10 protein-coding genes and 2 pseudogenes are annotated in these 11,860 nt (G+C 72.7%); 7 read left to right on the top strand and 5 right to left on the bottom strand.

Translation table 11 applies throughout. The annotated features are described in order from the left end of the window. The first annotated feature begins 260 nt into the window (after nucleotides 1-260). The gene (locus H5J29_RS08135; RefSeq protein ID WP_181780299.1) at nucleotides 261-746 is read left to right on the top strand and encodes a pyridoxamine 5'-phosphate oxidase family protein; all 486 of its coding nucleotides are present in this window, start codon (nucleotides 261-263) and stop codon (nucleotides 744-746) included. A 6-nt stretch (nucleotides 747-752) separates the two neighbouring features. Here the strand turns inward: H5J29_RS08135 and H5J29_RS08140 are convergent, their stop codons facing one another. After that, nucleotides 753-1,286 carry a dihydrofolate reductase family protein gene (locus H5J29_RS08140; protein WP_246393650.1) on the bottom strand — a complete coding sequence of 178 codons (534 nt, stop codon included), beginning with the start codon at nucleotides 1,284-1,286 and terminating at the stop codon, nucleotides 753-755. A gap of 255 nt (nucleotides 1,287-1,541) precedes the next feature. On the opposite strand from H5J29_RS08140, the gene H5J29_RS08145 reads away from it, so the two are divergent. The 4 genes and pseudogenes from H5J29_RS08145 to H5J29_RS34830 all read left to right on the top strand — a co-directional run. Beyond that, nucleotides 1,542-2,525, top strand: coding sequence for a TerC family protein (locus tag H5J29_RS08145; RefSeq protein WP_181780301.1), 984 nt, complete (start codon nucleotides 1,542-1,544; stop codon nucleotides 2,523-2,525). Nucleotides 2,526-2,739: 214 nt separating this feature from the next. After that, on the top strand, nucleotides 2,740-4,425 hold the full coding sequence (locus H5J29_RS08150; RefSeq protein WP_181780302.1) for a CocE/NonD family hydrolase: 1,686 nt from the start codon (nucleotides 2,740-2,742) through the stop codon (nucleotides 4,423-4,425). An 11-nt stretch (nucleotides 4,426-4,436) separates the two neighbouring features. Continuing rightward, nucleotides 4,437-6,326 (top strand): S9 family peptidase, encoded by a 1,890-nt coding sequence (locus H5J29_RS08155; protein WP_181780303.1) that lies wholly within the window; start codon nucleotides 4,437-4,439, stop codon nucleotides 6,324-6,326. Between the two features lie 51 nt (nucleotides 6,327-6,377). Further along, nucleotides 6,378-6,713, top strand: a pseudogene (locus tag H5J29_RS34830) (DUF1348 family protein); the annotation flags it as partial. 130 nt (nucleotides 6,714-6,843) lie between these two features. Here the strand turns inward: H5J29_RS34830 and H5J29_RS08165 are convergent. Together H5J29_RS08165 and H5J29_RS08170 are read right to left on the bottom strand one after the other, a co-directional pair. Then, nucleotides 6,844-8,268: a carotenoid oxygenase family protein gene (locus H5J29_RS08165; RefSeq protein WP_181780305.1), complete on the bottom strand. Its 1,425-nt coding sequence runs from the start codon at nucleotides 8,266-8,268 to the stop codon at nucleotides 6,844-6,846. Continuing rightward, the gene (locus tag H5J29_RS08170) at nucleotides 8,265-8,885 is read right to left on the bottom strand and encodes a hypothetical protein (protein ID WP_181780306.1); all 621 of its coding nucleotides are present in this window, start codon (nucleotides 8,883-8,885) and stop codon (nucleotides 8,265-8,267) included. Before H5J29_RS08170 ends, H5J29_RS08165 begins: the two co-directional genes overlap by 4 nt. Before the next feature lie 147 nt (nucleotides 8,886-9,032). Here H5J29_RS08170 and H5J29_RS08175 point away from each other — a divergent pair, with 147 nt between their 5' ends. Both H5J29_RS08175 and H5J29_RS08180 read left to right on the top strand, forming a co-directional pair. Then, nucleotides 9,033-9,929, top strand: a complete 897-nt coding sequence (locus H5J29_RS08175; RefSeq protein ID WP_181780307.1) for an alpha/beta fold hydrolase — start codon at nucleotides 9,033-9,035, stop codon at nucleotides 9,927-9,929. Next, nucleotides 9,926-10,240 carry an alpha/beta fold hydrolase gene (locus H5J29_RS08180; RefSeq protein WP_181780308.1) on the top strand — a complete coding sequence of 105 codons (315 nt, stop codon included), beginning with the start codon at nucleotides 9,926-9,928 and terminating at the stop codon, nucleotides 10,238-10,240. Before H5J29_RS08175 ends, H5J29_RS08180 begins: the two co-directional genes overlap by 4 nt. Nucleotides 10,241-10,312: 72 nt before the next feature. Here H5J29_RS08180 and H5J29_RS08185 read toward each other — a convergent pair whose 3' ends face one another. Together H5J29_RS08185 and H5J29_RS08190 are read right to left on the bottom strand one after the other, a co-directional pair. Then, the gene (locus H5J29_RS08185; RefSeq protein ID WP_181780309.1) at nucleotides 10,313-11,404 is read right to left on the bottom strand and encodes an LLM class flavin-dependent oxidoreductase; all 1,092 of its coding nucleotides are present in this window, start codon (nucleotides 11,402-11,404) and stop codon (nucleotides 10,313-10,315) included. Further along, nucleotides 11,401-11,860 (bottom strand): annotated as a pseudogene (locus H5J29_RS08190) (hypothetical protein); the annotation flags it as partial. The pseudogene H5J29_RS08190 and the gene H5J29_RS08185, both read right to left, overlap by 4 nt.

Here is an 11,860-nt window from a genome sequence, read left to right on the forward strand (position 1 = left end):
CACGTCTGTGGCGACGAGTCCGTGCTCGTGCTCGCCACCGCCCGGCCGAGCGAGGACCCGGCTGCGCCTGCACGACGTCCTGGTGTGGCTGGCCACGACGTTGCGGATGACCCACGCGGTGGCCCTCGGCCGCGCGACACCGGAGTGGGAGGCCCACCTGGCCGCCCGGCGGTGAGCCGGCCCGGACGAGCGGACCGATGAGTTCCCCCCGCCCCGAACGTCTGCCCCGTGACGGCGCTGCCGGCGAGGGAGGCGGGACCATGGCGGTCGAGCAGGGTGCGGGCACGGACACGGACGCGGGCACGGCGACGGACGAGGCTCGGCGGGTGCTGGCCGCGAACGCCTACCTGACGCTGGCCACCGCCGACGGCGACGGGCGGCCGTGGGCCACCCCGGTGTGGTTCGCGGTGCGCGACCACTCGGACTTCGTATGGGTGTCGCGCCCGGGCGCGCGCCACTCCACCAACATCGCGGGCCGGTCCGCGGTGGGCATCGTCGTCTTCGACTCCTCGGTCGTCGTCGGCGGGGCGGCGGCGGTCTACGTCGAGGCGGAGGCCGAGGAGGTCGGCGCGGACGACCGCGCCGACGCCCTCGCCGTCTACAACGGGCGCACGCAGGAGCAGGGCATCGCGTCGTGGAGCGAGCGGGACGTCACCGGCGCGGCGCAGTTCCGGCTCTACCGGGCGCGGGCGTCGCGGGTCTACGTCCTCGACGAGCACGACGGGCGGGTCGAGGTGCGCGGGTAGCCGCCGTCAGCCGATCCGGGCGTACCGCAGGTACACCGTGCCGCCGCCGAAGGTGCGCTGCTCGACCAGGCGCAGCCGCAGGTCGGCGCCCCGCGGGAAGTACGGCGTGCCGCCGCCTGCGAAGGCGGGCACCACGTTCGGCCGGAACTCGTCGATCAGGTCCAGCAGCGACGCCGCCAACGCGGCGCCGCCGACGGACAGGTCGCCGTCGGTCTCCTTCTTGAGCCGGACCACCTCGTCGACCGCGTCGGCGCGGCGCACCAACCGGCACCCGGGCGGGACCGACTCCAGGGAGTCGGAGAACACGATCCGCGGCGTCGCGGCGTACAGCCGGGCGAACTCCGCCTCCACCTCGTCCCCGTCGGCCCGCTCCGGCGCCGTCCAGAACTCCTCCATGACCTCGTAGAGGCCGCGGCCCATCAGGAGCGCCGCCGTCTCCCGGGTCTGGTCGTTGGCGAAGCGGTGCACCTCCTCGTCCGGCTCGGCGAAGGCGAAGCCGCCGTGCTCGTCCTCGACGTAGCCGTCGAGGGACATGCTCATCGCATAGCTGAGGGTGCCCATGGGGAGGTGGACCGCACGGCCCGGCCGAACTCATCGCCGCAGTTGACGTACGTCGCATTCGCCGACGCCGAGGGGGCGCGTGGGCGGGATGTCCCTTACGGTGGGGATCACTCAGGGGAGTATCCCGACACGGCGCACGTCGTCAGCACGATCGTGGATGTGCACGATCCGGCGCGCCCGGCCCGCTCGCGGGTAGGGGGAGACCTGGGCACAGCACCGTGCCTCGGAGTCCTCGTGAACATCCCTGTCTGGGTCTGGCTCGTCACCCTCGGCGTGACGATCGCCTTCTTCGTGTTCGAGTTCGTCGCCCACGTGCGCACCCCGCACGAACCCACCGTCCGCGAGTCGGCGGTCTGGTCGGCCTTCTACATCGGACTCGCGCTGTTGTTCGGCGTGGGCATCGGCATGGTGAGCGGCTGGGACTTCGGCGGCGAGTACTTCGCCGGGTACCTCACCGAGAAGGCGCTGTCGGTCGACAACCTCTTCGTGTTCCTGCTGGTCATGAGCGGGTTCGCCGTGCCGAAGGCGTACCAGCAGAAGGTGCTGCTCATCGGCATCGTGATCGCGCTGGTGATGCGCGGCGGGTTCATCGCCGCGGGCGCGGCGCTGATCGAGAACTTCTCCTGGATCTTCTACCTGTTCGGCGCGCTGCTGCTGGTGCTGGCCTGGCAGCAGCTCCGGCACGACGACAGCAAGGACCCCGGTGACAACGCCGTCACCCGCTGGGCGCGCAAGGTCCTGCCGGTCACCGACGACTTCCGCACGGACAAGCTGTTCTCCCGGGAGAACGGGCGGCGCATGGTCACGCCGCTGTTCATCACCGTCGTCGCGATCGGCTTCGTGGACCTGGTCTTCGCCGTCGACTCCATCCCGGCGATCTACGGCCTCACCGAGGAGGCGTACATCGTCTTCACCGCCAACGCCTTCGCGCTGATGGGCCTGCGCCAGCTGTACTTCCTGCTCGGCGGGGTGCTCGAGCGGCTGGTCTACCTCGCCCAGGGGCTGGCGTTCATCCTCGCCTTCATCGGCGTCAAGCTGATCTTCCACGCCCTGCACGTCAACGAGCTGCCGTTCGTCAACGGCGGCGAGCCGCTGCTCTGGGTGCCCGAGATCCCGACCTGGCTCTCGCTCGTCGTGATCGCGGCGGCCATCACGGTCGCCACGGTGGCGAGCCTGGCCAAGACGCGTGGTCGGCTGCCGGAGCGCGCCGAGCGGTGACCGCGCCGGGCTCCTGAGTCCGAAGTCGGGGACCTCTCCGACTTCGGACCCGGCGACCCCGGGCCGTCGACCGATCCGGGCCACCGGCCGGCGCTCCTAGCGTGCGGGTCATGCCCACCTCGACCCGTCCCGGACCTGGCCGTCCTCCTCCCGGCTTGACCATGCCGCAGCGGCACGGTCTCTCATCGGGTGGAGACACAGCCAGGGAGAACCGATGAGGACTCGACGCAAGGCCGCGATCGCGGCACTCGTACTCACCGCGGGGGTGGTGGCCGGATGCACCTCCGCGACGGAGGCACCCGCCGCCGTCGCCACCGCGACCGACGGCGTCACGCACGCCCGGAACGACCGCGTCCCCGAGGGCGCGGAATGGACCCAGCACTACTTCCCGACGGCCGACGGCGTGGAGCTGCACGCCGACGTCCTGCTGCCGGAGGACCTGCCCGAGGGCGCGAAGGTGCCGCTCATCGTGTCCACGAGCGCCTACTTCGGACACTCCGGGCAGCTCGCGGTCGAGGGCTTCGCCCACACCGGCCCGTCGGACCGCTTCGGCGACCTCGTCCGTGAGGGCGGGCTGCTCGAGCGCGGCTACGGCCTCGTGATGGTCGACAGCCGCGGCTACGGCGGCTCCACGGGCTGTCTCGAACCGCTCGGCGGGCCCGGTGACCGGGCCGACGTGCGGGCCGCGATCGACTGGGCCGCCGCGCAGCCCTTCTCCACGGGGTCGGTCGGCATGTACGGCAAGTCCCAGGACGCCGTCACCGCGCTCGTCGGGAGCAACCTGAACCATCCGGCGCTCAAGGGCGTCGTCGCGATGGAACCGATCTGGGACGTCCAGCAGAACATGCGCTCCGGCGGGGTGCCACGCTCCACGACCACCTCTGTCGCGAACGTGTACAACTCGCTCGCCACGCTGCCGCAGATGCCCGACGACGACCCGCGCTACCTCGCCAACGCCGGCTACGACGGCCCCACCGGGCCGCACCCGGAGTGCGCGGTGCTCAACACGGCCGCCTACATGGACCCGACGGAGGCGACGTGGGGCCCCCGTGACCTCGCCGCCCAGGCCGCGGGCAGCACCACCCCGCTGTTCGTGACCCAGGGCTTCCTGGAGTGGAACACCGAGCCCGAGGCCATGGCCGAGTTCCTGGACAACCACCAGGGTCCCGAGCGGGCCTGGCTCGGTCAGTGGGACCACAAGCGCGGCGGCGAGCGCACCGCCGACGGGCGGCTCGAGATGGGCCGCGAGGGCTGGTACGACGAGGTGTTCGCCTTCTACGACCAGCACCTCCGGGGCGTCGCGCCGACCGTCGCGTACCCGAACGTCGCGATCGAGGACAGCACCGGTGCCTGGCGCGCCCAGGACACCTGGCCCGTGGTCGACCGCACCGCGAGCCTGGAGGTCGGCGGCGGCGGGTACACCGACGACGGCGTGCTGGGGAGCAGCTACCTCACCCGCTCCGAGCCGCTGGCGGCGCCGGCCCGGGTCACCGGCACGCCCCGCATGGCGCTCACCGCACAGGGCCACGGGACCGTGATGGTCCGGCTCCACGACGTCGCACCGGACGGCACCGCGGTACTGATGAACCAGCAGGTCTCGCAGCTGCGGCCGGGGCGGACCGACCTGGAGCTGAAGGCGACGGACTGGACGCTGGCCGCGGGCCACTCGCTCGCGGTCGAGGTCGGGACCGTGCAGCCCGGCATCCCGTTCAGCAACGACTGGCTGCCCACCCACACCCAGGAGGCGGTCACCGTGCAGGCGGCGCGCCTCGACCTCGCCCTCGACGACCCGGCCGACGACACGGCCCAGCCCGGCACCCCGGCGCCGTGGCTCGAGACCTACCGGGTCGCCAACACCTCGCAGCCCCCGCTCGGGCCGCCCACCTTCACCCTGTCCTGAGAGGACCACACATGGAACCGAAGCTGATCGACGTCGAGGACTTCTTCTCCGACCCGGTGTTCGCCGGGGCCTCGCTCTCCCCGGACGGGACCCGGATCGCGTACCTGGCCCCGAAGGACGGGCGGCGCAACGTGTGGGTCCGCGGGATCGACGAGGAGCACGAGGACGCGGTGTGCGTCACGCACGACACCCGCCGCGGGATCGGCAAGTACCACTGGACCGACGACCCCCGCTGGCTGCTGTACGAGCAGGACACCGACGGCAACGAGGACTGGCACCTCTACCGCGTCGACCTCGAGGCCCCGACGGAGCCCGCGGTCGACCTCACCCCGCTGCCGCCGGGGTCGCGGGTGTTCGGTTTCGAGGCCCTGGAGGGGGTCCCGGGCAGCATCCTCGTGGTGATGAACAAGCGGCCGCTCTACCTGGACCGCTTCCGCGTCGACGTGGCGACGGGCGAGACCACCCTGCACCTGGAGCAGCCGAGCCCGGGCGAGACCGTCCTGACCGACCGCAGGGGCGAGCCCGCCTTCCACAGCAGGCTGACCGACGACGGGACCACGGTCTTCTCCGCCGTCGACCCGGGCGGGGAGCTGCGGCCGCTGTACCGCGTGGGCGGGGCGGAGCACCCGTACGGCGCGGTGCCCCAGTACGTGACGCCGGACGGGCAGGGCCTGCTCCTCGGCTCCTACCAGGACTCCGACGACCTGCGGCTGGTCCGCATCGACCGCGCCACCGGCGAGCAGACCGTCGTCGCCGCCGTCGAGGGACACGACCTGTGCGCCCTCGGGGCACTCGATTCGCGGCTGCCCCCGATCGTGTTCACCAGCAGGCGCACCGGGGAGGTCCTCGCCGCCCGCTTCGTGGGCGACCGACCGCACATCGAGGTGGTCGACCCCGAGTTCGCCGAGGTCTACGCCGAGCTGTCGGCGCTCTCCGACGGGGTCCTGGGCACCGTGTCGTCGGACGAGTCCGAGCGGTACTGGATCGCCGCGTTCATCCACGACCGCGAACCCGCCGTGACCTGGCTCCACGACCGCGAGACGAAGCAGAGCCGGGTGCTGTTCCGCCCGTACCCGCACCTCGACCCCGCCGACCTCGCGCCGATGACGGCGGTCGGGTTCGCGGCGCGCGACGGGCTCCCCCTGCACGGGTTCCTGACGCTGCCGGTCCACGTCCACCCCCGGCGGCTGCCCCTCGTGCTGCTCGTCCACGGCGGGCCCTGGGCGCACGACACCTGGGGCTACGACCCGCAGGCCCAGTTCCTCGCCAACCGCGGCCACGCCGTGCTGCAGGTCGAGTTCCGCGGCTCCACCGGCTACGGGCGCCGCCACCTCACCGCGGCCGTGGGCGAGCTGGCGGGCGCGATGCACACCGACCTCATCGACGCCGCGGACTGGGCCGTGGCCGAGGGCATCGCGGACCCGGAACGGATCGGGATCTACGGCGGGTCCTACGGCGGCTACGCGGCACTCGTCGCGGTCACCGTGACACCGGACCACTTCGCGGCGGCCGTGGACTACGTCGGCATCTCCAACCTCGTGGAGTTCATGCGCGCGGTCCCCGAGTTCGCGAGGCACGGCCTGGTCAACAACTGGTATCGCTACGGCGGCGACCCGGACGTCCCGGAGCAGGAGGCCGACCTGTTGGCCCGGTCGCCCATCACCATGGTCGACCGGATCCGCACCCCGCTGCTCGTCGTCCAGGGCGCCAACGACGCCCGGGTGCCCCAGGCGGAGTCGGACAACATCGTCGCGTCGCTGCGCGGGCGCGGTGTGCCCGTCGAGTACCTGGTGGCCGACGACGAGGGGCACGGCTTCGAGAACCCGGAGAACCAGATCCGGTTCTACCGCGCGATGGAACGCCACTTCGCCGCGCACCTCGGCGGACGCACCGGCGGCTGAGCCCGTAGCGGAGCCGGTCGACCGGGGGCCCCGTGTCGCCGGCTTACACCCGAGGACTCGGTGTGGCGGAACCGCGACCGGTTCCTGCGCGGCCGCGAGCAGATCGTGGACTTCCTGACCGAGAAGTGGGAACGCGAGCTGGACCACGCCCTGCGCAAGTCGCCGTGGACCTTCGCGGACAACCGCATCGCCGTGCGCTTCCGGTACGAGTGCCGCGACGCCGCGGGCGACTGGTACCGCAGCTACGGCAACGAGAACTGGGAGTTCGACGAGCACGGACTGATGTCCCGCCGCGAGGCCTCCATCAGCGACCTCCGGATCACCGAGGCGGAACGGCGCATCATCGGGCCCCGCTCGGAGGCCGCGGCAGGAACCGAGATCCCGCTGCAGCGAGGCCCGCCGGTGCTCGGGTCCCTCAGGTGTCGAGCAGGTCGGGCCGGCGATCTCCTCCGGTACCGACGCGGACGAGGCAGGGCGGTCGCGCCGCCCTGCCTCGAGTACGTCCCGCCGCCCACGCTCACGAGGTCGGCAGCCAGTTGCCGTGCAGGCCCAGGGGGACCCGGACCGGCATCCGGATCGTGGCGACCGGTCCCGAGGCCGGGTCCGCCGCGGGGATGACCAGCAGGCTCGACGTGCCGTCGTCGAGCCGGGTGGCGAGGGTGAGCCACCAGCCGCGGTCGGGAGCCGACGAGTACGGGTCCGGGGCGAACGCCGGCTCCCCGACCGCCAGGTCGGTCGGCTCCCACCGGGTGATCGCCCCGGTGCGAGTGTCGTGCCAGGCGATCGCGTCCCACACGTCCGGGTGCGACTGCGGCCGGTCCGTCCGCAGCGCGAACGCCGACACCGGCTGGTCGCGGCCGAGCAGGCGGTCGTCGACGCGGGGGAACTCCACGACGACGTCGGAGAGGACCTCGCGGCGCACCGTGCCCGCCGCCGGGTCGATGACCGCCCGGGCCAGGTGCGGATCGACCCGGGCGCCCGGCGCGATCGGGTACGGCCGCGACCACTCGGAGTAGTCCAGCACCACGACGTCGGATCCGTCGACCGGGTCCTTCGCGTCGTGGGCGTTGGCGGCGTGCCACATCCAGAACGCCTCGTCCTCGCACCAGCGCACCGGGCCGCCGTCCCGCGGGACCAGCGCGATCCGGGTGCCGACCTGCTCGCGCCACTGCAACATGGAGCCGCCCCTCATCGCCTCGGCGATGTCGAAGAACAGCGGCGCCACCACGAGCACCAGGTACCGCTCGGTGATCGCCATGTCGTGGATCATCGACGGCTGTTCGACACCCTCGACCGGCCGTGGCGGCGTGCCGGTCCCGTCCGGGCCGATCACGGTCCAGGTCAGGAACGGGGGCGCGAAGTTGTAGCAGAACGCGACCATCTCACCGGTCCGCGGATCGATCTTGGGGTGGGCGCAGATCCCGGCCGGGACCTGCCCGCCGAAGGACTCCCGGCCCAGGGTCTGCAGCTGCGGGCCCATGCGGTAGGGCTGGTCGCACTCGGCCAGGGCCAGCAGCCTGCCGCCGTGTCGGACGACGTTGACGTCCGGGAGTTGGCGCATCGTCCCGGCCAGGGCCGGGCCGACCTCGTCGGCACCGGGCCGCCACAGCGTGGACAGGCCCGGCCAGATCGCGTGCCCTGCCTGCTCCTCCGCCTCCACCATCGGCGTGCGGACGAAGCGGTTGGTGTAGCGGGCCCGGCCCTCGGAGATCTCGACGCGGTGCAGCATCCCGTCGCCGTCGAGCGGGTAGAGGTAGCTCCCGATCGGAGAGAAGCGCGGGTTGGGGCCGTTGCGGACGTAGGCGCCGTCGAGCTCGGCGGGCAGCTCGCCCTCGACCTGCAGGTCGGTGACATCGATCTCGGCGGTGACGGGGGCGAACGGGCCGGTCAGGAAGGAGTCCGCCGGGACGGGACCGGGCCGGGTGGGGGCGGGGGCGCTCATCGGGTCACCTGCGCAGCGGTGTGCCCGGTGGACTCGGCCACGACGCGGCGGGTGTAGCGGACGGTCAGCAGGATCAGCAGGCCGGGGACCAGCCAGTTCAGCACCAGGTCGAAGGGGTCGAAGGCCAGGTAGCCGCCGTACTGCGCCGCGTTCGCGGCGATGACCCCGGAGAGCAGGTGCCCGACGCCCATCACGGCCACCGCACCCGCCCAGGCGGCGCTGATCCTGCGGTTGATCGCATGGAACCGCGGCGAGTCCCAGTACTCCCGCGGGGTGGACTCGCGGGCGTACTGCTCGGTGAACGAGGTGCCCGCCAGCGACAGCGCGATCACCACGGCCAGGACCAGCGCGGCGACACCGCGGCCGTAGTAGGCGAGGAAGGCATCCGACGCGGGCTCGACCAACGCCCAGGCGCCCATCACCGCGAACGTGGCGACGGCGGTGATCTCGATGAGCTTCACCGACTCACCCCGGGCGACCGTGCGGGCCACCAGGGCCGCGGCCAGCACCAGGGCGACCAGCGCGGCCATGCCGACGGCGCCCGGCCCGACACGGGTGGAGATCGCGGAGAAGGCGATCCAGGGGAGGAAACCGAGGAGGATCTGCTTGGTGTTCATGGGCTCCACACTGACCCGGCCCGCGGGCCGGAACATCCGCCATCTCACCCGGCTTCCCGCCGTCGGCGAGGTGGGTGAGATGGCGGATGTCTCCCGCCTCGGGACACCGCACTCTCGGTACACACCACCAGACACGAGGAGCCCACGATGACCACCACCACCTCCGAGTACACCGCCACGATCGCCGAGACGGCGCTGGGGCCCGTCGAGTACGCCGTCGTCGGCACCGGCGCACCCGTTCTCGTCGTCCACGGCACCCCCGGCGGCATCGACGCCGCCGCGCTGATGGCGCGGATCCTGCCCCGCGACCGCGTCCGCGCGATCCTGGTCTCCCGCCCCGGCTATCTCGGTACCCCGCTCGGCTCCGGCGCCGGGATCGACGAGCAGGCCGACCTGCTCGCCGCGCTGCTCGACCACCTCGACATCGCCCGCGCCGGGGTCTACACCTGGTCCGGCGGCGGGCCCGCCGGGTACCGGTTGGCCGTCCGCCACCCCGAGCGGGTCACCGCGCTGGTCGCGAACGCCGCGTGCAGCGAGGCCTACCACCTGCCCCACCAGGACCTCGGCACCCGGCTGATGTTCACCACCGCCCCGGGCCAGTGGCTCCTCCGCGTGCTCGCCGCGCACCAGCCCAAGCAGTACATCGAGGGCGCACTCTCCGGCGAGGGCGACCTGACCGAGGAGCAGCTCGCCGAGCGGACCGAGGAGGTCTTCGCCGACCCCGCGAAGCGACAGTTCGTCGTCGACCTGGGTCCGATGTCCGTACCCGACAAGGCCCGTCGCACCGGCTACCGCAACGACATGGACCGCTTCGCCGAGATCACCACCCTCGAGCTGGAGAAGATCACCGCTCCCACCCTCGTCGTCCAGGGCACCTCGGACAGCGACCTCCCCCCGGACCACAGCTACTCCGCCGCCCGCACCATCCCCGGCGCCGAGCTGCTCACCCTCGACACCGGCACCCACCTCGCCCTCTACACCCACCCCGACGCCGCGGCGGCCCAGGCCCGCGTCGTCGACCTCCTCGTGGGGGGCGGCCGATGACACCCCCGGGCTGGGCGGGCGACGGCCCCGCTCTCGTGCTCCTGCACGGGCTCGGCGGCGACAGCGGTTCCTGGGCGGCCGAGGCCCCGACCTGGCGGAACGACCTCCGGGTCATCGCCCTCGACCTGCGGGGATCCGGCGGGACCGCGGCCACCCCGGGCGGACACTCGATCGCCGACCTCGCCGACGACGTCCGACGGCATCCCGCGGATCGACCAGCACCTTCCCCGGCTCCGGACACCTGGTCAACGTCGAGGACCCACCACCGGTTCGTGGCCGAGGTGGGTCGGTTCCTGCCGGCTGCGGGCTGAGCGGGCCTCAGCGTCCGGTCCGAGTCCGCCCGGCGCTGGGGCACCCACCCGCCGGGGCCCACCTCGAGTGGGTCAGACCGGCACCGCCGCGGGGGTGGAGACCGGGCCGTGGAAGGGGATCGGAGCCGCCAGCGGACGGCTCGGGATCGCCGCTCGCAGTGCGGGCGCCACCTCCTCCTGGAACAGCTCCAGGGAGGCGCGGTGCTGCTCCGGGGTGAGCCCGTCCCCGTCGGCGTGCAGGTGGACGACCTCGTGGCCGAGCCCCTCGTGGTAGCGGAGCACCTTCTCGATCACCTGCTGCGGGCTGCCGACCAGCGCCGAGCTGCGCGCCACGAAGTCCTCCAGCGTCGGGAAGACCACCGGGATCCCGAACCGCTCCTGCAACCGCAGCCGGGAGTCGAACTGCGGGGCGAACGCCGCGTAGGCCTCCTGGGAGGTGCGCGCCACGTGGAAATCGGCCGATCCGGCGCCCACCAGAGCGTCCGCCGGGTCGTGGCCGTGCTCGGCCCAGCGTTCGCGGTAGTACCGGACGAGCTCGGCGTAGGGCTCGATCGGGTTGGTGACGTTCGCGGAGAACAGCGGGTCCCCGAACTGCGCGGCGAGCTCGACCGACTCCCGGCTCGTCGCGCTGCCGTGCCAGACCCGGATCGGCTGCTGCAGCGGGCGCGGCCAGGTCTCCGCCTCGTGCAGGGAGGGCCGGTAGCTGCCCTCCCAGGTGACCCGGTCCTCCCGCCAGAGCCGTCGGAACAGCTCGTAGCCCTCGCGGTTGCGGTCCCACTGGTCCTCGGTGGTGACGTGGAACAGCTCCTTCTGTGCCGCGCCGTTGCCCTTCCCGATGATCAGTTCCAGCCTGCCGTCGGACAGGTTGTCCAGTGTGGAGTAGTCCTCGAAGGCGCGGACGGGGTCGAGCAGGGACAGCGTGGTGACCCCGGTGAACAGCCGGATCCGCTCCGTCCGCGCGGCGATGTGCGAGAGCACGACCGGCGGTGCCGAGGAGAAGAAGGGTCGCTCGTGCCGCTCCCCCACCGCGAAGCCGTCGAAGCCCAGCTCCTCGGCGAGCACGGCGTGGTCGACGACGCGACGGAAGCGTTCGTGCGGCGTGGGCGTCCGCCCGGTCACGGGGTCCGGGCCGTTGGAGATCAGGGTCAGGACGAGGAACTTCACGCGTTCTCCTCCGCGGTCAGGGTGTCGACGGTCGTCACGGACCCGAGGAACCGGTCGTCGGCGGGTGCCTCGCCGCCGACCACGAGGAACCTCAGGTGCGGGGGCAGTCGGTCGAGCAGGGCGAGCAGGGACGACAGCCGCGAGGCGGCGACGAGCGCGAGGTCGACCGCCTCGGGGGCCTCGAGCAGGTCCTCCGGGTCGACCACGACCTGCGCGACGACGGGCCGCCCGTGGAACGACGAGGCCACCGCCCCCGGCCCCGCCACCCGGTAGGCACCGACGTGGTCGATCGGGGCGACCCCCTCCCCCGTCGCGTAGACCCGGCGCTCGCGGTCGACCACCAGCGCCGAGTTCGGGTAGGAGTCCCACAGTCCGCGCAGGATCCGCGCCGCCTCCGCGGTCGTCGCGGCCGCTAAGGCTAGGCTAACTTCAGTGGTGTCGCTTCGTGGTGGGAGC

Source organism: Pseudonocardia pini (assembly GCF_013870575.1).
Lineage (GTDB): Bacteria > Actinomycetota > Actinomycetes > Mycobacteriales > Pseudonocardiaceae > Pseudonocardia > Pseudonocardia pini.